Below are 24,090 nucleotides of genomic sequence, written 5' to 3' on the forward strand. Positions count from 1 at the left end.
CCTGCTCGCCACCACGCCCGGTCCGCAGCCCATGGGTGGCATGCTGCCAGGGTGCGCGTGCTGGTGGTCGACGACGAGCGGACGCTGGTGCGCGCGATCGAGCGTGGCCTGGCCGCCGAGGGTTTCGCGGTGGACGTCGCCCTCGACGGCGAGACGGGGCTCGAGCTGGCCACCGACCGGGACTACGACGCGATCGTGCTCGACGTGATGCTGCCCCGGCGCAACGGGTACGACGTCGTCACGGCCCTGCGCGAGCGCGGGGTGTGGACCCCGGTGCTGATGCTGAGCGCCAAGGACGGCGAGCACGACGTCGCCGACGGGCTCGACGTCGGGGCCGACGACTACCTGACCAAGCCGTTCGCCTTCGTGGTGCTGGTGGCGCGGCTCCGTGCCCTGGTCCGCCGGCCCGCCGAGCCCCGGCCCGCGGTGCTCGAGGTGGGTGACCTGCTCCTGGACCCCGCGGCGCGCACCGTGACCCTCGCGGGCGCCCCGGTCGACCTCACGGTGCGCGAGCTCGCCCTGCTGGAGTACCTGATGCGCCACGCCGGGCGGGTGGTGGGCAAGGTCGAGCTGCGGGACCACGTGTGGGACGGCACGGGTGAGGACCTCAACGTGGTCGAGGTCTACGTGGGCTACCTGCGCCGCAAGCTCGGCCGCTCGGCCGTCACGACGGTCCGTGGTGCGGGCTACCGCGTGGGGGGCTGAGCCGTGGACCGCTGGTCCCTGCGGGTGCGACTCACGGTGCTCACGGCGGCCTCGCTGTGCGTGACCCTGGTGATCGGTGCCGTGGCCCTGACCACGGTGCTCTCGAGCAGCCGGGTCGCGGCCCTCGACGAGATCGCTCGCGAGCGGGTCGCGGTCGTCGAGGACCTCGTGCTGACCGACCAGCTCCCCGCGACCCTCCCGGTCAGCGAGCCCGGAGAGCTGGTCCAGCTCGTCGACGCCGCGGGGCAGGTGGTGGCCTCCTCACCCAACGCGAGCCGGACCCTGCCCGTGCTGCCGGCCGAGGACCTCGCCGAGCTCTCCGGCCCGCAGGTCACGGTGCTGACCACCACGGCCAGCGCCTACGACGGCGAGACCCGTGCCGCCGTGCTCGGCACGACGTACCGCGGGGAGCCCGTGACGATCGTGGCCACCGTGCCGCTGGCCGAGGTGCAAGGTCTGGTCGACGCCCTCCGCCTGGCCCTGGTCGGCGTGGTGCCGGTGCTGACGGCCCTGCTCGCGCTGGCGATCTGGCTCGTGCTGGGGCGCGCCCTGCACCCGGTGGACCAGCTCCGGCGCGCAGCCGCGCAGGTGGCCCGCTCGGGAGGCCCCGGAGCGCTGCCGGTGCCACGGACCGACGACGAGCTCGCGGCGCTGGCCCGGACCCTCAACGAGATGCTGGACCGTCTCGAGGTCGCCGCGGCGCGGCAGCGGGCCTTCGTGGCCGACGCCGCCCACGAGCTCCGCTCGCCGCTCGCCGCCCTGCGAGCCAGCATCGAGGTGGCGCGGGCCCACCCCGAGACCTACCCCGCCGGTGCCCTCGCGCAGGATCTCGAGGAGGAGGTGCTCCGGATGCAGGCCCTGGTCGACGACCTCCTGCTGCTCGCCCGCATGGGCTCGCACCCCCGCCCCAGGACGACCCTGGACCTGCGGGCCGCGGTCGAGGAGGTCGTGGGCGGGCTGGTGGCCGGCGGGGGGCTCGTGGTGGTGCGGGCCGAGGGGCAGGGTGAGGCGCAGGGCGAGCACGCCGCCGTCGTGCGGGTGGTGCGCAACCTGGTGGAGAACGCGGCCCGGCACGCCCGCACCACGGTCCAGGTGGCGGTGGCCGAGGGGGAGGTCACGGTCGAGGACGACGGGAACGGCATCCCTGCCGAGGACCGTGAGCGGGTGTTCGCGCGGTTCGTCCGGCTCGACGAGGCGCGCGAGCGCGAGGCCGGGGGCAGCGGGCTCGGCCTGGCCATCGCCCGGGAGATCGCGCGCGAGCACGGCGGTGACGTGACGCTCGACGAGGGCCGGCTCGGGGGACTCCTCGCCCGGGTGAGGCTACCGCGGTCCTCCGAGGCAGCCCCCGGGGAGGTCGCGGGCGCCGTGGGTCAGGACTCCCCCGCCACAGGAGCGGAGACGAAGACGCAGAAGGGGTGACCGGCGGGGTCGGCGTAGACGTAGAGCTGCTCCTCGGGGTCCGCCGAGCGGTCGAGCAGGAGCCGGGCGCCGAGGCCGAGCAGGCGGCGGTGCTGGGCGGCGAGCTCCTCGGCCGAGCCGACCGTGGTGTCCAGGTGCAGCATCTGCGGATAGGGGCCGTCGGGCCACGTCGCCTCGGGCAGGTCCGCGACCTGCTGGAAGGCGATCGAGACGCCGGGGTTGCGCAGCACGAGCCAGTCCTCCCCGGCGGGGTCGGGCTCGCCGGGTGGCGGGGGCTCGTCACCCGGTCGGTACGTCAGGCCGAGCACCTCGCGGTAGAACTCGGCGAGCTCCCGCGCGGAGCGGCCGTCGAGCACGACTTGGCGCAGGGTCGGGTAGGACGGGCTCATCGCACACCTCCAGGTCGACGGACCTCCAGGATGCTGCTGGGCCCGGGTCAGCGCACCCGGACGCTGCCCGACCCCTGGATGTCGCTCCTCACCTGGGCCTCTCCACCGTGGGTGACGGACCCGCTCCCCTCGATGCTCACGTCGAGGGTCCTGGTCACCTCGACATCGACGCCCCCGGAGCCGGCGACCGACACGGCGGCGTCGCGGCTGGTGAGCCCGGCTCCCTCGTAGGCCCCCGAGCCCTCGATGCTGACCTGCAGCTCGGCGGTCCGCCCGTCGAGGACCACGTCCCCCGAGCCGGCGATCGACACCGCGGTGCCCTGCACGTCGACCTCGCCGACGCGGACCGCCCCGGAGCCCGCGAGGCTCACCGCGAGGCTCTCGCCGTCGGCCCGGTCGACCGTGACGTCCCCCGATCCCGTGAGCTCGACGGCCTCGAGCTCGGTCACCACCAGGTGGTAGGAGACGGGGCCGGGGCCGCGCCACCCGAGAGACCTCTCGGTCCCCAGCCGGAGCACGCCGTCCTCCACCTCGCTCGTCAGCCGTGGCAGGTCCCGCTCCCCGGCGGTGACGGTGAGGGAGGGGCGGGCGCCGTGCTCGACCGTCAGGTCCCCCGAGGTCGCGAGCTCGACCGCCGTGACGTGCTCGATCTCGCGGGTCTCGGTCATCCGTGGTCCCCCTGCCGTGCTTCCGCAGCCCGCCAGCACGGTGAGGCCGATCACGACGGCGGTCGCGGCAGGCAGGGGGCGGAGCGTCATGGTGGTCCTCGTCCTCGGTGGGCCCCCGGCGGTGGCGTCGGCTCGCGCCACCGCCGGGACGACGCAGTCCCTCCGCGCCGGACACCAGCCTGCTCGGCCTGGCCGGCCCGGCACATCGGGTACCACCCCGAGCCAGCCCTGACTCCGAGGCGACCGTCCCTGAGCCGGCATCGGGGTGGGCACCCCCTGCCGATGGCATGTGATGCACATCACGCACTTGACGCAGCATCTGCAAAGTTGCATCCTGTGCAAGGAAGCGAGGGACCCATGACGACAACCACCCCGTTGCGCGAGCGGCAGCGCGAGCAGACCCGCGCGCTCATCGCTCGCACCGCGGTCGACCTCGCGATCGAGCGCGGCTACGCGAACGTCACCGTCGAGGAGATCGCGGCCGCGGCCGGGGTCGCTCCGCGCACCTTCTTCAACCACTTCGCGACCAAGCGCGACGCCCTGCTGAGCTGGACGACCCGGCTCGAGCCCGCCGCGGTCGAGACATTCCTCTCCCCCGAGGCCCCCGACCTCGCCGCGAGCCTGCAGGAGCTGCTCCTGGCCTACGTGGCGAGCGCCGAGCGGGACGAGCTCGGCCGCATGCACGAGCTGCTCGACACCAACCCCGAGCTGCGCCCCCAGGTCCGTGACCTCTTCCGCGAGTTCGAGGCCTCGCTGGCCGAGGCCATCGGCCGCCGGCCCGAGGTGGACGCCCGCTCCCCCGAGCCCCGGGTCCTGGCAGCCCTGAGCACCGCCGTCTTCCGGGCCTCCTTCTCGGAGTGGACGGGGTCGCAGGGCAGCACGACCCTGGCCGAGTCCGTGGCGAGCTCCTTCGCGATCGTCCGCCGCGCGCTCGGCCGTGCCGACACCTCGCAGCGGGGCACCGACGGGGACGGCACCGTCGCATGACCGCCCTGGCCACCGACGCGACGTCGGTCCCGACCCCCGCGCGCCACGGACGACGTGAGATCACCCTGCTGTTCGCCGGGCTGATGGTGACGATGCTGCTCGCCTCGCTCAACCAGACCGTCCTGAGCACCGCACTGCCGACCATCGTGGGCGAGCTCCACGGTGTCGAGCACATGCTCTGGGTGATCACGGCGTTCATCCTGGCCTCGACCGTGACCATGCCGATCTACGGCAAGCTCGGCGACCTCCTCGGGCGCAAGCCGCTGCTGGTCGGCGCGATCGGGCTGTTCATGGCCGGCTCGGTGATCGGCGGCCTCGCGCAGGACATGACCTGGCTCGTCGTCGGCCGGGCGGTGCAGGGCCTCGGAGGCGGCGGGCTGATGATCCTGTCGCAGGCGACCATCGCCGACGTCGTCCCGGCCCGCGAGCGCGGTCGGTACATGGGGATCATGGGCGGGGTCTTCGCGGTCTCCTCGGTGGCCGGACCCCTGCTCGGCGGCTGGTTCACCGAGGGGCCGGGCTGGCGCTGGGCCTTCTGGATCAACCTGCCGCTCGGCGTCCTGGCGATCGTCGCGGCGCTGCTCTTCCTGCACCCCCGGCGCGACCCCGTGGCCCGGCCCCGGCTCGACTGGGCCGGGATGGCATCGATGACCGTGGCCACCACCGGACTGGTGCTCGTCGCGACCTGGGGTGGCGCGCAGCACGCCTGGACCTCGCCGATCATCCTCGCCCTGGCGGGGACGACCCTGGTCGCCGCCGCGCTCTTCGTCCTCGCCGAGAGCCGGGCCGCCGAGCCGATCGTGCCGCTGCACCTCTTCGCCGACCGCAACTTCAACCTCACGACCGCAGCCGGGCTGCTGACCGGCGTCGCGATGTTCGGTGCGATCTCCTACCTGCCCACCTACCTGCAGATGACCGCCGGGGTCGACGCGACCCACGCAGGCCTGCTCATGGTGCCGATGATGGCCGCGCTGCTGCTGACCTCGGTCCTCACCGGCCGGGCCGTGAGCCGCACCGGCCGCTACAAGTGGCTCCCCGTGGGCGGCTCGGTGCTCGTCGCGATCTCCCTCGTGCTGCTCTCGACGATGTCCCCGCAGACCTCGCTCGTGCTCATCGGCGTGTACATCGCGGTGCTCGGCACGGGGCTCGGGTCGACCATGCAGCTGCTCGTGCTGATCGTGCAGAACTCCTTCTCCGTGCGGCAGGTGGGGACGGCGACCGCGAGCAACAACTTCTTCCGGCAGATCGGCGCGACCCTGGGCTCGGCCGTCGTGGGCAGCGTCTTCGCGACCCGGCTCACGGCCCTGGTGGCCGAACGCCTCCCTGCGGGTGCCGGGCCGACGGACGGCACGAGCTCGCTGACCCCGGCCCTCGTCAACGCGTTGCCCGACGCCCTGCGCCTCCCGATCGTCGAGTCCTACAACGACGCGCTGACCCCGGTCTTCCTGGTCATGGCCCCGCTCGGGCTGCTCGCGGCGCTGCTGCTCTGCTTCGTGGTCGAGAGACCCCTCGCGACCACCGTCGAGGACGGGCCGGTCAGCGCTGAGACAGGAACGTCTCCAGACTCCTCACAGACGGGCGGTACCGGCCGATCTCGGACATGAGGCCCAGGCGGGCCCACATCCCCCGAGGAGGGACGCCCCGTGCCCGAGCGCGTCGTGAGTCTCGCCCAGGAGGTCGGCGCGGTCACCGCCGAGAAGCTCCGCGGCATCGAGAAGGTCGCGAGCAGCACCAAGATGCTGGCCCTGAACGCGCTCATCGAGGCGTCCCGGGCGGGTGAGCACGGCGCAGGCTTCGCCGTCGTCGCCCGCGAGGTCGGGCTGGTGGCCGACCAGGCGCGCGAGCTCTCGGAGGCCCTGACCAACGAGCTCGGCCCGCGGATCACCGAGCTGACCGAGCTCGGTCACGAGCTCGTCGCGCGGGTGCGCGGCCAACGGCTCGCCGACCTGGCCCTCAACGTCATCGACGTCCTGGACCGCAACCTCTACGAACGCAGCTGCGACGTGCGGTGGTGGGCCACCGACTCCGCCCTCGTCGACGCCCTCACCCCGTCCGAGCCGACCGACCCCGAGGGCGCGGCACGGGTGGCCCGCGCCCGGACCGTCGCCGGGGAGCGCCTGGCCGTGATCCTGCGCAGCTACACCGTCTACCTGGACCTCTGGCTCGCCGACGCCTCGGGGACGGTGGTCGCCCACGCCGCCGGTGGTCGCTCGGGGGTGATCGGCACCGACGTCAGCCGCGAGTCGTGGTTCCAGGCCGCGATGCAGACCTCCGACGGCGACCAGTACACGGCCCAGGACGTCGAGCGACACCGGGTCCTCGGGTCGACCGTCGCCACCTACGCCACCGCGGTCCGCACCGACGGCGAGACCCACGGCACCCCGCTGGGGGCCCTCGGCATCTTCTTCGACTGGGACAGCCAGGCCCAGACCGTCGTCGACAGCGTGCGCCTCTCCTCGTCCGAGCGGGAACGCACCCGCGTGCTCGTGGTCGACCGCCAGGGCCGGGTGCTCGCCGCCTCGGACCGCTCCGGGGTGCTGTCCGAGGCCCTCACCCTGCAGACCCACGGGCGACCGAGCGGCCACTACGCCGAAGGCAGCCGCACGGTCGCCTTCGCCCTCACCCCGGGCTACGAGACCTACGCCGGACTCGGCTGGTCCGGGGTGATCCTCCAGGAGGCGTGAGCGGGCGTATCGTGCGAAGCCGCCTGCCCAGGAGGTCACCGTGCCCGTCGACACCCCCTCTCATCAGGGCGCGGCCGCGAGCGACCCCCTGCCGGAGGGCGCCGCGACCCGCACCCGGCTCGACCTGGTCGCGGACTGCTCGAGATGCCTGGCCCTGTGCTGCGTGGCGCTGCCCTTCGAACGGTCGGCCGAGTTCGGCCTCACCAAGGCCGGCGGGACGCCCTGCCCGAACCTCGACGACGGCCTCGGCTGCTCGATCCACGCGCGGCTGCGGCCCGCCGGGTTCGCGGGGTGCGCGACCTACGACTGCCTGGGCGCGGGCCAGCACCTGACCCAGGTCACGTTCACCGGCCGCGACTGGCGCACCGACCCGACGACCGCCGGCCCGATGTTCGCCGCCCTGCCCGTCATGACGCAGCTCCACGAGATGCTCTGGTACCTCACCGAGGTGCTGGACCTGGCCGCCGCCCGTCCCGTGCACGCGGAGGTCCGCTCGGCCGTGGCCCACGTGGAGCACCTCACCGACCTGGGTGCCGAGGAGCTGCTCACGGTCGACCTCCCCGAGCAGCGCTCCCTGGTGGGCGAGCTCCTCTCCCGAGCCAGCTCCCTCGCCCGGGCTCACCCCCGCGACGGCACAGACCCCTCGCCGGTCCGATCGTGCCCGGACCTTCGGGGCGCCGACCTCGTCGGAGCCACGTTCCCGGAAGCCGACCTGCGACGGGCGGACCTGCGGGGGGCGCTCCTCGTCGGCGCCGATCTCCGCGGGGCGGACCTGCGTGGCGCCGACCTCCTGGGGACCGACCTGCGCGGGGCCGAGCTCGCCGGGGCCGACCTGCGCGAGACCCTGTTCCTCACCGGCACCCAGCTCGACGCCGCGCACGGGGACAGCACGACCCTCCTGCCTCAGGACCGGACCCGCCCACGCCACTGGTGACCCAGCCCAGACCTCAGCAGTGTCGGGAAACCCACCCTCTCGTGAGGGTTGATATGAGACATTTGTCCGGTTCGACGACCCAGGGGGGCAGATGAGCACGACGGAACGACCGACTCGGGTCGCACCGACCAGACGCCGCCTCGCCAGCCTCGACGGGCTGCGCGGAGCCGCTGCCGTCGTCGTCCTGGTGCACCACGCCCTCCTGGCGATCCCGGTCCTGGCCAGGATCCAGGCGGACGGCACGGCCACCGGCACCGGGCCCCTGCTGTGGCTCTTCACCCACACTCCGCTGCACCTGGTGTGGGCCGGGGAGGAGGCCGTCATCGTCTTCTTCGTGCTCAGCGGCCTCGTGCTGACCTTGCCTGCCCTGGCACGGCCGGTGGTGTGGCGCGAGTACTACCCCCGACGCCTGGTGCGCCTCTATCTCCCCGTCTGGGGTTCGCTCGCGGTCGCCGTGGTGCTCGCGGTGGTCCTCTCGGGGCGCTCCGGCGCGGGCCGGTCCACCTTCGTCCAGCTCTGGCAGACGGCCTCGGCCCAGGACGCCTGGCACGACGCGCTCCTGCTCGGCGGCGTCGGCCCGCTCAACGTCGCGCTGTGGTCCCTGCAGTGGGAGCTCGCCTTCTCCCTCCTGCTGCCCGCCTTCCTCCTGCTCGTGCGCCGCGGGCGCTCGCTGTGGCCGATCACCGTGCCCGCCTCCCTCGTCCTCATCGCCGCCGGGACCCTGCTGCAGTCCGCCGCGCTGCGCTACCTGCCGATCTTCGCCCTCGGCGTGATCCTGGCGGCGCACCTCGACGACGTCGAGCGCGCGGCACGGCGGATCGACGAGCACCGGTACCACCGGCTGATGTGGACCACCCTCGCCCTGACAGCCACGGCCCTGGTCACGGCCCGGTGGACGGTCGGCGGGCTCCCCGTCGGCTCCCCGGCGCTCAGGGCCGTCGCCAGCGGGGCGTCGATCCTGGGCGCCTGCCTCGTCGTCGTCCTCGCCCTGCACTGGGACCCCGTGCGCCGGGCTCTCGAGGGGCCGGTGTGGCAGTGGGTCGGAGTGCGCTCCTTCAGCCTCTACCTCATCCACATCCCCGTGATCGCCGCCGTCGCCCTCCTGCTGCCGAGCGCCCATGCCGGCCTCGCGGCGACCCTCGCCATCCCGGTGGCGGTGGTCCTCGCGGCCCTCTTCTACCGCCTGGTCGAGCGACCAGCCCATCACCTCTCGCAGCGGGTCGGCGCCCGTGCCGCGTCGAGCCCGGCACAGGACGACCCGATCCGCTCCCCGGTGCAGCGCTCGGCAGGCTGACCCTCGCACCACCGGGGCCCGCTGCACCCAGCGCCTGCGCGGGACCGCCCTGTGGTCCACCATGGAGGCGGACCACGATGCGCAGCCGGGGGGGGACCAGATGGGACTGACGCTCGTCACGGCGATGCGATCGGTGACCGGACCGCACCGCAGCAGCAACCAGGACTCGGTCGGCGCGTCGGAGGAGTACGTCTTCGTGACCGACGGGGTCGGTGGTCACGCCGGGGGTGACGTCGCCTCCTGGACGGTCACGCACCGGCTCATGTCGCTGCTCGCCCCGACCGGCAGCCGCGACCTGTCGACCGAGGAGCTGCAGGGGGTGCTCGCCCAGGCCAACGCCGAGATCGGGCAGCGCGCCCGCCGCGAACCTGCCCTGACCGGCATGTCGACCACCTTCACCGGGCTCTTCTGCACCCACGACGCCGCGCGGGTGGCGCACATCGGCGACTCGCGCGCCTACCTCGTCCGGGACGGCGAGGGGCGACGCGTCACCCGGGACGACTCCCTGGTGCAGATGCTGGTCGACCAGGGAGCCATCGGGGCCGACGAGGCCTACGGCCACCCGCGGCGCAACGTCATCCTCCGCTCCCTGGCCGGGTCGCTCGAGGACGGCGACAACATCACGATGCTCGAGGTCGCGACCACCCCCGGGGACCGCTGGCTGCTCGCGAGCGACGGGCTCACCGACTACGTCCCCGAGGCCGAGGTCCTGGCCCTGCTGGCCGAGGCCGCAGGGCCTGAGGAGGCGGCGGACGCCCTGGTGGCCGCCGCCGAGGCTGCCGACGCCGGCGACAACATCACGGTGGCCGTGAGCGACGTGGTCGACGGCCCCACGCCCGACGTGGGCACCGAGCGCTCGTACCGGTACCTCGGCGCCGCGGCCGACCCGGGCCAGCCTGGGGTGGGCGACCTCGGAGGCGGCGCCGCTCAGGCCTGAAGGACGTCTGCGAGACGCTCGACCCCGTCGACACCCACGACCTCGCCAGCGAGCAAGGGCACCTCGACGAGCGGAACCCCGGGCAGCGCGCTCCGGATCGCCGCGAGCTGACCGTCCTCGACCGCGCGCCGCGCCGTCAGGAGATCGCCCTGGGCGGGCGAGCGGCGGTTCACGACGAGGCCTGCGACCGGCACCCCCGTGCCCCCCAGCTGCTCCACCAGCTCGACCGACTCGAGCACGGGCAGGTGTTCGGCGACGAGAACCACCACGAAGGCCGTCGTCGAGGGGTCGGTCAACGTTCCCCGGAGCCGCGTGAGCAGTGCACGTCGTCGCTCCAGGACCTCACGGATCTCGAGGCCGCGAGACTCGCGCCCTCGAGCCCTCGCACCGCGCGCGAACCGGCCCGCACGCGCAGGACCGAGGACCGCCGCAGCCTCCTCGTCTCCCAGGTTCGCTCGAGCGACGTCCAGCCGTCGGGTCCTCTCGTGCCGACGGAGCAGCCCGTCGGTCCACCGCCCCATCTGTTCGGGAAGGCCCAGCAGGTGCGCCGTGTGCCCGGAGGGTGCGGTGTCCACGACGACGAGATCTGCCTCGGCAGCGCCCCGGTCGATCACCTCCCCCAGTCGCTCAAGCACAGCGGCCTCGTGCATGCCCGGCGCATCCCGCGCGAGCTCGAGGTGCCTGTCGACCTCTCGCGTGAGGTGCTCGGGGACCGCGCGGCGCAGCGTCTCGCGCACTGCGGCGAGGTGACTCGCCGTCGCTCGCGCCGGGTCGATCTCGACCGCCTCGAGCCGGGGCGCCACCCGTGCACCCTGGTCCCCCACCGGTACCCCCCACAGGTGCGCCAGGTTGTGCGCAGGGTCGGTCGAGACCAGCAGGACCCGGCGACCCGTCCGAGCCTGGTCCAGCGCCACGGCCGAGGCCACGGAGGTCTTGCCGACACCTCCCTTGCCACCGACGACCAGGACGCGGCGCCGTGCCGCCAGGCTCAGCAGCACGCGACCGTGTCGAACGGCGAACGCTCGAGCCCGGCCCGGCGGTGCCAGGCATGCATCTCGCCGTAGACCGCCGGAAGCAGCTCGAGGGTGTAGAAGGCGGCAGGGTTCGGCACGCCCAGCTCCTCGGCGAGAACCACCATCATGAGGAGGTCCTGCTCGTCGCGTGCGCTGCGTGCGAGACGTCGCCGGTAGGGCCCCGCGTAGTAGTCCCGGAACCCCCGCGACACGCGCGCACGCAGGTCACCTCGGCCCCTCGGGGTCACCCTGTGCCCTCGTCCTCGGACGCAGCCGTCCGCCCCGTGGCGACCCCGAGCTCGCCGGGACCCTCCTGCTGCCCGTCGGAGCCTCTGGAGCCGGAGGCCATCGCGATGGCCGCCTCGAGGGCCACCCAGACGGCCGCGACCAGGATGACCACGTCCATGCCGAGGAGCAGCCAGTTCTGGTCCTCGTAGAACTGCACCGCCTGGACCACCAGCGCGTACACCGACATCACGACGAGGAAGGCCAGGGGGACGAGGGCCGGCCAGGCGCTGCGCCCCAGACGGACCAGGATCACGGCGACGATCGCGAGGGTCAGGGCGGCGAGCAGCTGGTTGGTCGTCCCGAAGAGCGGCCAGATCACCATGCCGCCGCTTCCGTCCGCCCCCGCACCGAAGGCCAGCGCGAGGCACACCACCAGAGCGATGACCGTCCCGAGGAGCTTGCCGATCCGGACGCCTGCCAGCCCTGCGGCTTCCTGGACGACGAAGCGCTGGAGACGGAGACCGGTGTCCATGGTGGTCGCCGCGAAGAGGATCGCCATCGTCGCGAGGACCGTGGCGGCCAGCCCCGAGGACACCGGGAGCCCGGCGCTGAGGATCGTCGCCCCGCCGGTCACGAAGGCGTCGACCCCGCCCGCCCCGAACTCGGCGTAGACCTCCTGCCAGTCGGCGAGGGTCGCGAAGCCCGCGGTGCAGGCGATGATCGCGCCGAGGGCGAGCAGGCCCTCGCCGACCGCTCCGAAGTAGCCGACGAACCGTGCGTCGCTCTCCTTGTCGAGCTGCTTGGACGTGGTGCCCGAGGCCACCATGCCGTGGAATCCGGAGATCGCACCGCAGGCGATCGTCACGAACAGCAGAGGCACCAGGCTGGGCGTACCGGCGGGGATCGCGGTGTTGACGCTCGGTGCCACGATCGTCGGACCTGCGACGAGGACCGCCCCGTAGAGGATCCCGAGCCCGACGAAGAGCTGCAGGCCGTTGATGTAGTCCCGAGGCTGCAGCAGCACCCACACGGGGAGCACCGAGGCGACCCCCGCGTAGAGGAACAGGACGATGATCCAGACGGACTGCGCGCCCAGGCCGAGAACCGTCTCAGGGAGCTCGACGGGCACCTGGTTCCCCACGAGGATCAGCGCGTAGAGGGCCACGATGCCGCCGACGGAGGGCCAGAGGAGCCCGACCCGGTACCGGTAGATGAGCTGGCCGATGACCAAGGCCACCGCGATGGCACCCCAGGTGGGGATGACGGCCGAGGGGCGCGAGACCAGCAGTCCGCTGATGACGACGGCGAAGGCCGCGTTCACCATGAGCAGGAGGAGGAAGATGACGACCAGGAAGAGGTTGCGGCCGCGGGCACCGATGTAGCGCCCGGACAGGGCCCCCATGGACTGGCCCCGGTTGCGCACGCTCGCCCAGAGCGCGCCGAGGTCGTGCATGCCGGCGAAGAAGACCGTGCCGAGGGTCACCCAGAGGAAGGCAGGCACCCAGCCCCAGATCACCGCGACGGCCGGACCCACGATGGGCGCGGCGCCCGCGACCGAGGTGAAGTGGTGGCCCCAGAGGACGAGCCTGTGGGTGGGGACGAAGTCCACGCCGTCCTCGAGCTCGTGGGCCGGGGTGCGGAAGGCGGGGTCCAGCCGGTAGATGCGGTTCGCGAGGAAGCGCGAGTAGAGCAGGTAGCCGAGGGTCATCATCACGATCCCGACGACCAGGAGTACGAGCGCGTCCATGTGTCTCCGATCAGCGATCCGGAGGACGTCGGACTGCACCACCCACCCCGGACCGACCGCGGCCGGGCGCCCCGACCTCCTCGTCCGGGCCCAACCCGGCGGAGACTAGCAGCGCTCGCGCCGCCCCGCCTGCCGTGCTTCTCGTGCCAGGACGTGGGATCCGCGGGCGCGGGCGTCAGCGCAGCGAGTGGTGGCCTTGTTCGCGACGTACCCCTGTGCGGTGTTGTCCACCGCGGCGGTGCTGGGCATGCTTGCCTGGTGATCCGACGTCGAGTGCTCGTCCGGGGTCGCGTGCAAGGGGTCGGGTACCGCTGGGCCTGCGAGGCCGAGGCCACGCGACGCGGGGTCGCGGGCTGGGTGCGCAACCGGGCCGACGGCGCGGTCGAGGCGGTGCTCGAAGGGCCGGAGGCCGAGGTCGAGCAGGTGCTGGCCTGGACCCGGCACGGGCCGGGTCAGGCTCGGGTCGAGGAGGTCGTGGTCGAGGCCGCGGAGCCCGAGGGTCTCGTCGGCTTCCGCATCACGGGATGAGGTGGGGCGGTCTGCGTCAGTCCCAGAAGGGCGGCAGCTCGTCGTCCATCTCGTCGACGGGGATGTGGTCCAGGGTGGGTGCGCTCATGCCTAGTGTCTTCGGCAGGTCTACCCCCGGACTTCAGGGACCTTTGGCGCAGAGGATGTGAACAGTCTGTTACGACGCCTCCGGCACGGCGCCTCGTGGCGCCGCAGACCTCAGGCCTCGTAGACCTGGCCGTCCTCGAGCCTCAGTTCGATCGTGGCCAGCGGCTCGGTCGCCGGCCCCTCGAGGTTCTCCCCCGTCGCCGGGTCGAAGACCGACTGGTGGCACGGGCACACCAGCTCCTCACCCTCGGCTGCCACGGTGCAGCCCTGGTGGGTGCAGACCCCGCTGAGCCCTACGACGTCGTCCTGGCCGGTCCGGCTCACCACGACCGGGCCGCCGGCCGACCCGGTCACGACCACGGCCCCGCCGATCGGGACGGCGTCGAGGGCGACGAGGGCCCCTGACGCGGTCGGGGCGTCGGGGTCGGGGGCGGCGGGCCCGGGGCCACCCCTCGCACAGGCGGCCAGCGCCCCCACGCCCACGACCATCCCCGAGACCGCGAGGGCCTCGCGGCGGTTCAGGGCCGGGCTCATGACACCGCCGTCAGGACGCTCAGGACCACCGCCGCCGAACGGTCCGCGGCGTCGTCCACGTGGGTGAGGAAGTCCTCCCCCGCGACCGGGCCGCACAGGTCGGAGATGCCCCGCACCGCGAGGAACGGCACGTCGTACAGGTGGCAGGTCTGGGCGAGGGCCACCGACTCCATGTCGGTCGACAGGCCTGACGGGAAGGCGGTCCGCACGCCGTCGACCATCGCGGCGTCGATGAAGGAGTCCCCCGAGAGCATCGCCCCCGTCAGGACGCGCAGCCCCTCGGGTCCCGGGGTCGGCACGGCTCCGAGCAGGGCCTGACCGGGGGCGTAGGTCGGCGGCATGCCGGGCACCTGGCCGAGCGCGTACCCGAAGGCGCGGGCGTCCGCCCCCGAGTACACGTACTCGCTCCCGACGACGACGTCCCCGACGCGCACCTCGGCGCCGATCCCGCCGGCGCTGCCCGCGCTGATCAGCGCCCGCGGCCGGGTGCCGCCGATCGCCACGGCCGCCGCGGCGGCGGCACTGACCAGGCCGATCCCGCTGCGCACCAGCAGCACGCTGCGGCCCTCGACCGACACCACGCGGTGCTCGGCCCGGCCCACCTGCGTGGCGCTCCCCACCGCCTGGGCGCGCTCGAGGAACGGCGCCGCCTCGTCGGCCATCGCCACGACGACGATCGCGTCCACGGAGATCATGCGGAGACCGTGCTCCATCCCTCGCGCCCGGCCAGGAAGGCCCGCGCGGCGTCCTGCGCACCCTCGAGGGTGTGGTTCGCACCCCAGCCGCACTGGACCTCGTTGGCTGCGGGGACCTCGCCGGCCTCGATCACGTCCTGGAGGGTGCGCTCGACGAGGGTCATGACCTCGTCGAGCTCCCACTCCCCTTGGAGGATGAGGTAGAAGCCCGTCTGGCACCCCATCGGCGAGAAGTCGATCACCCGGTCGCTGTGGTTGCGCGAGTGCTCGGCGACCATGTGCTCGAGGGAGTGCACCACGGGCATCTCGAGGTGGCCGTGGTTGGGCTGGCTGAAGCGGAGGTCGTACTTGGTGATCACGTCCCCCGCGGGCAGGGTCTTGGTGTCCGCGAGCCGCACGTAGGGCGGCGTGACGGTGCGGTGGTCGAGGTTGAAGGACTCGACGTTCATGCGGGGCTGGTTCACGGTGCGGTCCTCACATCGGTGGTGCGCGGTAACCCTGAGTGTTCCTCAGGACGGCGGGGGGCGGCCACTCCGACGACCGTCCCCTGGGCTGCGGCCCCCGAGGTCACCGCCGCCCGAGCTGCCCGGGGTAGAAGCCGAGCCGGGCGAGGGGCTCGACGAGCTGGGCCTCCTCGTAGGCGAAGTGCGAGTGCAGCGTGTCGGTGAGCGCGTCGACGGCGTCCTGCAGCTCCTCGAGATCCTGGGCCTCCTGGCGGATCACCGCGACGAGCGACCGGTCGAGGTTCTCGAGCACCTCGTGGATCACGTGGTGCTCGGCCTCGAGCCGGGCGATCACCGGCTCGAGGGTGGGCTCTGCCGAGCGCAGGTGCGGGAAGATCTGCGCGTCCTCGAGGCTGTGGTGCTGGGTGACCACCCGGCAGTAGGAGGCGCAGTACGCGCCCAGGGTCCACTGGTTCTGCCGCATGGTCATCGCGTTGATCGCCGACCGCGCCCGCCCGGCGTCGAGGGACCCGGCCCGCACCTGGTCGACCACGTCCCGGACCTGGGTGAGCTCGGCACGGAGCATGTCGTGCACCTCGACCAGGTGCCGACCCGCGGCGCGCCCCTCCTCGGTGTAGGTGACGGCCTCGGGGGGTGCCGCCTGGGGTCGGGTCTCCTCGTCGAGCAGGCTCTCCTCGCGCAGCCGCGCGGGGGCCGCCGTGACCGTGACCCCGAGGGCGGACTCCCGGACGGCAGACCCCGCGCCCGCCGCGACCTGGACCGATCCCCCGTCCGCCGTCTCCTCACGCCGACCCGACCTCGCCTCCGAGGGCTCGAGGTCGGCATCCGTGGCGACGGGCCCGCCGGACTGCCGTCGCTCGCGCTCGGTCCCGACCTGCTCACGGACCGCGGGCGCGACCTCCTGGGCCAGCACCTCGAGGGCGCGGGGATCGTCCCCGCCGAGGATGAAGGTGCTCATGCCGTGCTCGAGCACGAGGTCCACGAGCTCGGCGACCCACTGCGCAGGAGGCCCCTGGAAGGGCCCGCCCCGCGAACCCTGGAACCGGCCCGAGATGTTGATCAGGCGGCGCACGGCCGCGGGGTCGCGCTCGGCGGCGGCCGCCGCCTCGTCGATCCGCGCGTTGGCCGCCGGCAGGTCGGCGAGCTCGAGGTACCCGAGGGAGGGCAGCCACCCGTCGGCGAGCCGACCGGTCAGGGCCAGCATCCGCGGCTTGTAGGCACCGAGCCAGATCGGGATGTCGTGGGCGGGGGCCGGGCCCCGCTTGGCGCCGTCCACCCGGTGGTGCTCGCCGTGCACCCGCAGCGGGCTGCGCTCCCCCTCGGCCCAGATCCCGCGGATGATCTCGATCGCCTCGGCCAGGGCGCGCACGCCCTGCCCCCCGGTGAGCCGCGACCCTCCCATGGCGACGATGGCGTCCCAGAAGGCACCGGCGCCCAGCCCGAGGTCGAGCCGTCCGCCGGTGAGCAGGTCCAAGCTCGCGGCGCTGCGTGCGAGCACCGCGGGCGGACGCAGCGGCAGGTTGATGACGTTGGGGGCGAGGTGGACGGTGCCGGTCCGCGCCCCGACGTAGGAGAGCAGGGTCCAGGTGTCGTGGAAGCCCGGCTGGTACGGGTGGTCCTGGAAGGTCACCAGGTCCAGGCCCACCTGCTCGGCGTGGACGGCGAGGTCGACCACGCGGGCGGGCTCGGCGTTGCTCGGGGTGAGGAAGGCGCCGAAGCGCAGGTCGTGCCCGTAGTCCGCCACGAGGCGTCACCTCCGTGATAGTTGATTGCTCAACCATACGCCTCGCGGAGGCCTGGGGTCTCCCGCGGGCGGGACCGGCCCCGTCAGGCCCTGTCGTCCCTGAGCCGGACCACCGCGAGCGCGACGTCGTCGGTCGGACGCTCGGGGACGAGCTCCTGGAGCAGGGCGTCGCACAGGTCCTCGACGCCGAGGTCGGCGAGCCCGCCGAGCACGGTCCGGAGCCGGTCGAGCCCCGTCCGGTACCCCTCGTCCCGTCGCTCGAAGAGGCCGTCGGTGAAGAGCACGAGGGTCGAGCCCTCCGCGATCTCAGACTCGTGGTCCACCCGCTGACGCGCGTGGTCGATCCCCAGGAGCAGGTCGGGGCGGCTGGTCGCACCGAGCTCGATCACGTCCCCCTCCGCGGTCAGGACCAGCGGGGGCGGGTGGCCCGCGCTCGACCAGCACAGCCGGGCGCGGTGCAGGGTCCTGTCCTCCGGGGTCCGGACCAGGTTCGCGACCAGGACCGTCGCGGAGAGGCCCGCCTTGAGCACGTCGAGGGCCTCGTCCAGGCGCCTCAGCACCGAGGCAGGGTCCTCGCCCGTGGTCGCGGCGATGCCCCGCAGCAGCGCCCGGGCCTGGCCCATGGCCGCGGCGGCCTCGAGGTCGTGCCCGACGACGTCCCCGATCACCAGCGTGGTGACGTCCTGCTGGGCGACGAAGGCGTCGTACCAGTCTCCGCCGATGCGGGCCGCCTCGGCCGCAGGCTGGTAGCGCACCGCGATCTCGAGCCCTTCGACCTGCGGCGGCTCGGTCAGCAGGGAGCGCTGGAGGGTCTCGGCGACCTGGCGCTGCTGGGTGTAGAGCCGGGCGTTGTCGAGGGCCAGGGCCGCGCGTGAGGCGACGTCGAGGGCCGTGCCGAGGTCAGGCTCGGCCTGCCCCACCTGGGCGAGGCCGGCACGCCCGGCCACGCCGTAGAGGCTGAGCAGTCCGAGGGTCCGCCCCTGGGCACGCAAGGGCAGCACGACGACGTCCTCGGGGGCGAGCTCGAGCAGGAGGTCGCGAGCCTCGCCCGGCTCGAGCATCGCGGCGATGCCCTCGGTAGCCCCTGCACGGTTCACCGTCGGCTCCCCCGAGGCCAGGGTCTGGGCGACGAAGGACGGGCCGCGGAGCGCGCCCAGGCGCAGCGCCGCGTAGCGCTCGACCGACGCCCGCCGGGCCGGGTCCTCGTGCCACGAGCCGAGGTCCTTGAGGCGCCGCCACTCGGGCCCCGGGCCGTCCTGCTCGACCAGGGACACGATGCACCACTCGGCGAGGGTCGGGACGACGAGCTGGGCCAGGCGACCGACGGCCTCGTGCGCGTCCAGGGTGCCGGCGAGCTCCGAGGCGACGGCCGCGATGAGCTCCGAGCGTGCGACCGCGAGCCTGATCCGCGCCTCGTCGGCCCGGCGCTCGGTGATGTCGTGGAAGTAGACCGCGAGGCCGTCGACGTCGGGCCACGCACGCACCTCGTACCACCGGTCGAGCGGTGCCGGGTAGTACGCCTCGAAGGCCGTGGGGCGGCCGCTGTCCATCGCCCCGCGGTACTCGCGCTCGAAGGTCGAGCCGAGCGCCAGGGGGAAGAGCTCCCACAGGTCGTTGCCGAGCATCTCCTCCCGCGGCAGGCCGAGCAGCGTCTCGGCCCCGCGGTTGATGTAGCTGAACCGCCACTGCCGGTCGACCGAGAAGAACGCTGTCGTCATCGACTCGAGGATGCGCGCGACCCGCGCCTCCCCCTCGCGCAGGTCGGTCGTGTCGTAGGCGGCACCGATCACCCGTACCGCGGCGCCGTCGAGCCCGGGCAGCGCGCGTCCGCGGGCCTCGACCCGGCGCACCGAGCCGTCGGGCCGGACCACGCGGTACTCGGCGTCGTAGTCCCCGCAGGCGGCGATCGCTCCGTCCAGCGCCTCGCGGGTGTGCGGCAGGTCCTCGGGGTGCAGGCGCGCCTCGAACTCCTCGATGGTGCCCACGAACTCCTCGGGGGTGTACCCGAAGAGGGCCGTCAGCCGCTCGTCCCACACCAGGTGGCCCGTGGTCAGGTCCCAGTCGAAGCTGCCGATCCCGGCAGCAGCGAGGGCGAGGTCCGACCGTGCCCGGGTGGCCCGCAGGTCCCGCCACAGCGCGGCCTGCTCGACCTGAGCGACGACCGGGGTGGCGAGGCGGAGGAGCAGGTCGACCTCGGCCGGGGTCCAGGAGCTCTCAGCGGCCGCGTGCACCCCCAGGGCCCCCAGCGTGGCGCCGTCGGCCGGGGCGATCAGCGGGACCGCGAGCAGCCCGGCCTCGCCGACGGCGCCACGCCCCTGCGTCGCGCGCTCGAGCAGCGCGGACAGCTCGTGGGACCGGGGGCCGTGGACGACCTCCGGCCGACCGACCAGACGACGAGCCGTGGGCGTCAGGTGGACGGCGGCGCCGTGAGCGTCGAGGAGCTCGGCGGCCAGCGCCACGTGCACGGCGATCGCGTCCGCGGTCGGCGCCAGGCCGGCGTCGTTGCCCACACCGAGGAAGGCGTCGTCGGAGCCGTGCACGCGCCACCTCACCCTGGCTCCTCGGTAGAGCCTCCGGATCATTGTCCACGACGGACCCGACCTCCAGCGCCAGGGGGGTGCGATGCGGCAGGGTGAACCCATGACGATCAGCAGGGGGAACCGTCCGACCTCGCGCGCCGCCGTCGTCGGCGCCGTCGCCGTCCTGGTGGGCGCCGGCCTGGTGGGCTGCACCGCCGAACCACCGGCACCCGACGACACCGCCGCGGCCCTCGCCACGGGCATCTCCCGGGGCGACCTGACCGGCGTCCCCCTCGGCGACACCGACCCGACCGTGGCCGAGGCCCAGATCGAGGCCGTGGCCGAAGGGCTCGGGGTGCTGCCCGTGGTCGCGGTCGGCGAGGTGACGGTCGACGCCGAGGACCCGTCCCTCGCGACCGCGACCCTGGACCTCACCTGGGACCTGGACGACTCCCCCGAGGACTGGACGACGAGCACCACGGCGGACCTGACCCTGGTCGAGGACGAGTGGCAGGCCACGTGGGAGCCTGCGTTGCTCGCCCCTGACCTGCGGGAGGACGAGGTCCTCACCCTGAGCCGGACCGCGGCCGAGCGGGCCGACGTGCTGGGCGCCGACGGTGCGGTGCTCGTCGAGGACCGCCCCGTCCTGCGCCTGGGCCTGGACAAGACCCGCGTCGACCCCTCAGGGGTCGCCGACGCGGCCCGCGAGATCGCGAGCTACCTCGAGCTCGACCCCGAGGCCTTCGCCGAGCGTGCGACGGCGGCCGGCGAGCGCGCCTTCGTCGAGGCCCTGGTGGTCCGCGAGGAGGACCCCGGGGTCGACGTCGGGGCCTTCCAGCTGCTCACCGGGTCCAACGCGGTCGGGGACTCGCTGCCCCTGGCCCCGTCCCGGACCTTCGCCCGCCCCCTGCTCGGCACCGCGGGCCCCGCCACCGCCGAGATCGTCGAGGAGTCCGGCGGCGAGATCTCCGCGGGGGACATGACCGGCCTGTCGGGCCTGCAGCGTCAGTACGACGCCCAGCTGCGGGGGGCGCCCGGGCTCACCGTGCGCGCGGTGGCCGAGGAGCGCGGCGTCGAGCGGCTTCTCTACGAGCGCGAGCCAGTTGCGGGCGAGCCGCTGCTCACCACCCTGGACCCAGCGGTCCAGAACGACGCCGAGGCGGTGCTCAGCGGCGTCCCCTCCGCGAGCGCGGCGGTCGTGGTGCAGCCCTCGACCGGGGCGGTGCTCGCCGCGGCGAGCGGCCCGGGCAGCGACGGCTACTCCACCGCGACCCTGGGCACCTACGCCCCGGGCTCGATCTTCAAGGTGGTCAGCGCGCTGGCCCTGCTGCGCGAGGGGGTCGAGCCGAGCACCACCGTGAGCTGCCCGACGACCATCGAGGTCGAGGGACGCACCTTCACCAACTTCCCGGGGTACCCGGCCGAGGCCACGGGTGAGGTCCCGTTGAGCACCGCCGTCGCCCACTCGTGCAACACGGCCTTCATCGGCGAGCGCGACCTCGTCCCGGACGCGGCCCTGGCCGAGGCCGCCGCGAGCCTCGGGCTCGGTGGCGAGCCCGAGGTCGGCTACCCGGCCTTCCTCGGGTCGGTCCCGCAGGACCTGGCCGGCACCGACCACGCCGCCTCCATGATCGGCCAGGGCCGGATCCAGGTCTCCCCCCTCGCCGCGGCCACCATGATGGCCTCGGTGGTGCGCGGCGAGACCGTCGCCCCGTGGCTCGTCGGCTCCGAGCCCCCTGCCGCCGTCGAGGCCGAGTCCGTGACGGCGCAGGAGGCCGAGCAGCTCGGCGGGATGCTCCGCGGGGTCGTCACCGAGGGGGGAGCGACCTTCCTGGGTGAGGTACCGGGCGAGCCCGTCATCGCCAAGACCGGCACCGCGCAGTTCGGCAGCGGCGAGGAGGCCGGCAACCACGCATGGATCGTGGCGGCCCAGGGCGACCTGGCCGTCGCGATCTTCGTCGAGGACGGCGACTACGGGTCGACCACCGCGGGCCCGCTGCTGGCCCAGCTCCTGGGCCTGCTCGGCGGCTGACCCGCGCCCTGGCGCGCAGCGGCGCCGGTGGGCGGGCGCGGCCCGCGGACCGTCAGTGCCGTCGCGCGTCCATCACCTCGGCGAGGTGCACCGCGAGGGGCTCGGTCAGGATGTCCTCGACCGGTCGCGGCAGGCTCAGGCACCAGTTGGGCCACTCGGTGACGGTGCCCGGCATGTTGGGGCGCTCGGCCACCGCGCCGGCGTCGTCCAGGGAGGCCAGCACCACGCGGGCCTTGCAGGCAGCGAGCCGCGTGTACTGGGCGATCACGGCCTTCTCGACCTCGGCGGGGCCGATCGGGGCGTCCGGGTCGACCCCCGCGGCGGCCGCGAGCTCGCGCCGCACGCCCTCGAGCTGCTCGAAGTTGGCCGACTTGCCGATCCGTCGCAGGTCCTCCATGTCCGAGCCGGTGAGCGTCCCCGCGACGGTCGCCTGGTCGTGGGTCGACGACGCACCCATGACGCCCTCGGGGAACTGGTCCACGGGGAGGCGCAGGGCCGCCCGGTAGCCGAGCATGCCGTCGGAGGCCATGGACTCCCGGACCCCGGCCGCGACCGTTCCCATGTCCTCGCCGACCACCCAGGCGCCGGTGCGCCCGGCCTCGAGCCGAAGGATCGCCAGCAGCGCGTCGGTCGGGTAGTGCACGTAGGCGCCACCGGCGGGGTGCCCGCCCAGCGGCACCCAGTACAGGCGCCACAGCTGCATCACGTGGTCGATGCGCAGGGCACCGGCGTGCCGCAGCGCGGAGCGGACCATCCCGATGAAGAGGTCGAAGTCCGCGGCGACGAGGGCCGCGGGGTTGATGGCCGGGAGCCCCCACTTCTGACCGTCGAGGTTGTGCCGGTCGGGCGGGCACCCCACCTCGTAGTCGAAGGAGACCATGCTCTGGTGCACCCAGGCGTCCGCCGAGGAGGAGTCGAAGCCCACGGCGATGTCCGCGACGATCGTCGCCCCCGCGGTGCAGGCGGCTGCGAGCTGGACGTCCGCGACCCACTGGGCCCAGCTGTAGAAGGCGACCCGGTCGGCGTGCTCGGCCGCGAAGGCCTCGGCCCCGGCGGGGGTGCGGTACTGCTCGGGCCAGCCCCGCCAGTGCGCGGTGCCGAACTTCTCGGCGAGCACGCACCAGACGGAGAACAGGTGCAGGTCCCTGCCGCCGGCACCGACGAAGACGTCGTGCTCGACGGGCAGGCGGTCCTTGGTCGCGTCCCAGATCCGCTGGAGGGCCGACCGCTTGAGCTCCCAGACCGAGTCGCGGTAGATCCGGCGCTCGGCGTTGAGGGCCCGCCCCCGCTTCGCGAGGTCCGCGAGGTCGACCTCGGCCGCACCAGGGACGTCGTCGATCGCGATGTGCAGCAGCTGCAGCCACTGCCGGGAGGCAGGCGAGTAGGGCGAGGACTGCTGGGCGGGCACGGGCGCAGCCGCGTGCACGGGCGAGATGAGGACCGACCCGGCTCCCGCGTGCGCGGCCGACCTGGCGATGGTCGCGAGGTCGCCGAAGTCGCCGATCCCCCACGAGTCGCGGGACCGCGCCGCGTACAGCTGGACCGCCCAGCCCCAGCCGCGCTCGGGCTGGGAGAAGCGCTCGGGGGCGCTGATGACGAACCGGGTCGAACCGTCAGGGCGCCGCAACCGGTAGTAGCCCGCCTCGGGGCCGACGCCGCCGATCTCACCGACCTCCTCACCCTCGAGGGTCAGAAGGCTTCCCTCGACCCCTTCGAGGGCCTCACCGGGGTGGCACACCAGAGGTGGCGTGGGGCGACCGCCGTCGGCGATCACGGCCATCACGGCCTCGCGGGTGCTCGGGTCGAGCTCCTGCACGACCTCGTGCGCGTCCACGTAGGACGCTGGGACGATCTCGGGGAGGGTCACGGTGGTGTCCATGCCTGCATCTTCGGTCGGGGGCCCGGGAGCCGCTGCGGTCAGGATGAGCGACGCTGCTGAGGTGCTGGAGGCTACTCCTGCAACTTACAGAAACATATCGGCGATTCTCGGTCCGACTGTAGGACGCCGAACCTCCCAGTTCCTCCGTGCCCGGGACGGGCCAGTCCACTCTGTGACCTCTGAGGGGTCCGGGGCAAGTGCACAGGCCGGTGGGTCACCGGCCACGGAGCCTGTCGATCTCGCGCCGCTCGCGCTTGGTCGGCCGCCCGGCCCCACGGTCCCGCTGAGCGGCCACCGCGACGTGCTCGCGCGGCGGTGGCGGTGGGGTCAGGTCCGTGCACGCCTCGGCCGCGACCGTCGCCGAGGCCCGCTTGGCCAGCAGCCGTCGCACCACCAGGATCCGCTCGACCCCCTCGCGCCGCACCCGCACCTCGTCCCCCACCACCACGGGGGTGGCCGGCTTCGCACGCTCACCGTTGACCTTGACGTGACCGGCCCGGCACGCGGTAGCCGCCGCCGACCGCGTCTTGAACACACGCACCCCCCAGGTCCACGCGTCCACGCGGACACGCCCACCGCCCTCGATGCCTGCTGCCACCCGCC

22 protein-coding genes are annotated in these 24,090 nt (G+C 73.8%); 10 read left to right on the forward strand and 12 right to left on the reverse strand.

The annotated features are described in order from the left end of the window. Window positions 1-51 precede the first annotated feature (51 nt). Together J4G33_RS08445 and J4G33_RS08450 are read left to right on the forward strand one after the other, a co-directional pair. A complete protein-coding gene (locus J4G33_RS08445) occupies window positions 52-705 on the forward strand; it encodes a response regulator transcription factor (RefSeq protein ID WP_208055489.1) in 654 nt (217 codons plus the stop codon). A 3-nt stretch (window positions 706-708) separates the two neighbouring features. Next, a complete protein-coding gene (locus tag J4G33_RS08450; RefSeq protein ID WP_208055490.1) occupies window positions 709-2,124 on the forward strand; it encodes an ATP-binding protein in 1,416 nt (471 codons plus the stop codon). On the opposite strand, the gene J4G33_RS08455 is transcribed toward J4G33_RS08450, so the two are convergent. Both J4G33_RS08455 and J4G33_RS08460 read right to left on the reverse strand, forming a co-directional pair. Continuing rightward, window positions 2,076-2,513: a VOC family protein gene (locus tag J4G33_RS08455; protein ID WP_208055491.1), complete on the reverse strand. Its 438-nt coding sequence runs from the start codon at window positions 2,511-2,513 to the stop codon at window positions 2,076-2,078. The genes J4G33_RS08450 and J4G33_RS08455 overlap by 49 nt on opposite strands. A 47-nt stretch (window positions 2,514-2,560) precedes the next feature. After that, the gene (locus J4G33_RS08460; protein ID WP_208055492.1) at window positions 2,561-3,271 is read right to left on the reverse strand and encodes a head GIN domain-containing protein; all 711 of its coding nucleotides are present in this window, start codon (window positions 3,269-3,271) and stop codon (window positions 2,561-2,563) included. A 267-nt stretch (window positions 3,272-3,538) separates the two neighbouring features. Between J4G33_RS08460 and J4G33_RS08465 the strand changes: the two genes are divergently transcribed. From J4G33_RS08465 to J4G33_RS08490, 6 genes are all read left to right on the forward strand, one after another. Continuing rightward, window positions 3,539-4,168 (forward strand): TetR/AcrR family transcriptional regulator, encoded by a 630-nt coding sequence (locus J4G33_RS08465; protein ID WP_208055493.1) that lies wholly within the window; start codon window positions 3,539-3,541, stop codon window positions 4,166-4,168. Next, window positions 4,165-5,772 carry an MDR family MFS transporter gene (locus tag J4G33_RS08470; protein WP_208055494.1) on the forward strand — a complete coding sequence of 536 codons (1,608 nt, stop codon included), beginning with the start codon at window positions 4,165-4,167 and terminating at the stop codon, window positions 5,770-5,772. The genes J4G33_RS08465 and J4G33_RS08470 overlap by 4 nt, the downstream gene beginning before the upstream one ends. A 39-nt stretch (window positions 5,773-5,811) precedes the next feature. Then, complete coding sequence (locus J4G33_RS17610) at window positions 5,812-6,852, forward strand: methyl-accepting chemotaxis protein (protein WP_307793812.1); 1,041 nt, start codon at window positions 5,812-5,814, stop codon at window positions 6,850-6,852. Between the two features lie 40 nt (window positions 6,853-6,892). Then, window positions 6,893-7,786 (forward strand): pentapeptide repeat-containing protein, encoded by an 894-nt coding sequence (locus J4G33_RS08480; protein ID WP_307793813.1) that lies wholly within the window; start codon window positions 6,893-6,895, stop codon window positions 7,784-7,786. Between the two features lie 91 nt (window positions 7,787-7,877). After that, window positions 7,878-9,080: an acyltransferase family protein gene (locus J4G33_RS08485; RefSeq protein ID WP_208055495.1), complete on the forward strand. Its 1,203-nt coding sequence runs from the start codon at window positions 7,878-7,880 to the stop codon at window positions 9,078-9,080. Between the two features lie 100 nt (window positions 9,081-9,180). After that, on the forward strand, window positions 9,181-10,017 hold the full coding sequence (locus J4G33_RS08490; protein ID WP_208055496.1) for a PP2C family protein-serine/threonine phosphatase: 837 nt from the start codon (window positions 9,181-9,183) through the stop codon (window positions 10,015-10,017). Here the strand turns inward: J4G33_RS08490 and J4G33_RS08495 are convergent. The 3 genes from J4G33_RS08495 to J4G33_RS08505 are packed head-to-tail and all read right to left on the reverse strand — an operon-like array spanning window position 10,008 to window position 13,005. After that, entirely contained in the window at window positions 10,008-11,015 is a 1,008-nt protein-coding gene (locus J4G33_RS08495) for an ArsA family ATPase (RefSeq protein ID WP_208055497.1), read from the reverse strand. The two genes, J4G33_RS08490 and J4G33_RS08495, sit on opposite strands and share 10 nt — an antisense overlap. Next, a complete protein-coding gene (locus tag J4G33_RS08500) occupies window positions 11,006-11,242 on the reverse strand; it encodes a cory-CC-star protein (RefSeq protein WP_307793814.1) in 237 nt (78 codons plus the stop codon). Before J4G33_RS08500 ends, J4G33_RS08495 begins: the two co-directional genes overlap by 10 nt. Before the next feature lie 32 nt (window positions 11,243-11,274). After that, on the reverse strand, window positions 11,275-13,005 hold the full coding sequence (locus J4G33_RS08505) for a carbon starvation CstA family protein (RefSeq protein ID WP_208055499.1): 1,731 nt from the start codon (window positions 13,003-13,005) through the stop codon (window positions 11,275-11,277). 258 nt (window positions 13,006-13,263) lie between these two features. Between J4G33_RS08505 and J4G33_RS08510 the strand changes: the two genes are divergently transcribed. Beyond that, entirely contained in the window at window positions 13,264-13,533 is a 270-nt protein-coding gene (locus J4G33_RS08510; protein WP_307793815.1) for an acylphosphatase, read from the forward strand. A gap of 198 nt (window positions 13,534-13,731) precedes the next feature. Here the strand turns inward: J4G33_RS08510 and J4G33_RS08515 are convergent, their stop codons facing one another. The 5 genes from J4G33_RS08515 to J4G33_RS08535 all read right to left on the reverse strand — a co-directional run bounded on the left by J4G33_RS08515 (window position 13,732) and on the right by J4G33_RS08535 (window position 19,609). Then, window positions 13,732-14,154 (reverse strand): QcrA and Rieske domain-containing protein, encoded by a 423-nt coding sequence (locus J4G33_RS08515; protein ID WP_208055500.1) that lies wholly within the window; start codon window positions 14,152-14,154, stop codon window positions 13,732-13,734. Further along, window positions 14,151-14,849 (reverse strand): 5'-methylthioadenosine/S-adenosylhomocysteine nucleosidase, encoded by a 699-nt coding sequence (gene mtnN / locus J4G33_RS08520; protein WP_208055501.1) that lies wholly within the window; start codon window positions 14,847-14,849, stop codon window positions 14,151-14,153. Before mtnN ends, J4G33_RS08515 begins: the two co-directional genes overlap by 4 nt. After that, window positions 14,846-15,298, reverse strand: coding sequence for an S-ribosylhomocysteine lyase (locus J4G33_RS08525; RefSeq protein ID WP_208055643.1), 453 nt, complete (start codon window positions 15,296-15,298; stop codon window positions 14,846-14,848). Before J4G33_RS08525 ends, mtnN begins: the two co-directional genes overlap by 4 nt. A gap of 118 nt (window positions 15,299-15,416) precedes the next feature. Continuing rightward, complete coding sequence (locus J4G33_RS17765) at window positions 15,417-17,057, reverse strand: LLM class flavin-dependent oxidoreductase (RefSeq protein ID WP_208055502.1); 1,641 nt, start codon at window positions 17,055-17,057, stop codon at window positions 15,417-15,419. Window positions 17,058-17,140: 83 nt separating this feature from the next. After that, window positions 17,141-19,609 (reverse strand): SpoIIE family protein phosphatase, encoded by a 2,469-nt coding sequence (locus tag J4G33_RS08535; RefSeq protein ID WP_208055503.1) that lies wholly within the window; start codon window positions 19,607-19,609, stop codon window positions 17,141-17,143. An 88-nt stretch (window positions 19,610-19,697) separates the two neighbouring features. Here J4G33_RS08535 and J4G33_RS08540 point away from each other — a divergent pair, with 88 nt between their 5' ends. After that, window positions 19,698-21,608: a penicillin-binding transpeptidase domain-containing protein gene (locus J4G33_RS08540; protein WP_208055504.1), complete on the forward strand. Its 1,911-nt coding sequence runs from the start codon at window positions 19,698-19,700 to the stop codon at window positions 21,606-21,608. 52 nt (window positions 21,609-21,660) lie between these two features. Here the strand turns inward: J4G33_RS08540 and malQ are convergent, their stop codons facing one another. Continuing rightward, a complete protein-coding gene (malQ, locus tag J4G33_RS08545) occupies window positions 21,661-23,487 on the reverse strand; it encodes a 4-alpha-glucanotransferase (RefSeq protein ID WP_208055505.1) in 1,827 nt (608 codons plus the stop codon). 214 nt (window positions 23,488-23,701) lie between these two features. Then, the gene (locus J4G33_RS08550) at window positions 23,702-24,085 is read right to left on the reverse strand and encodes an RNA-binding S4 domain-containing protein (protein WP_307793816.1); all 384 of its coding nucleotides are present in this window, start codon (window positions 24,083-24,085) and stop codon (window positions 23,702-23,704) included. Window positions 24,086-24,090: the final 5 nt, after the last annotated feature.

The organism is Actinotalea soli (assembly GCF_017565425.1).
GTDB classification, from domain to species: Bacteria; Actinomycetota; Actinomycetes; order Actinomycetales; family Cellulomonadaceae; genus Actinotalea; species Actinotalea soli.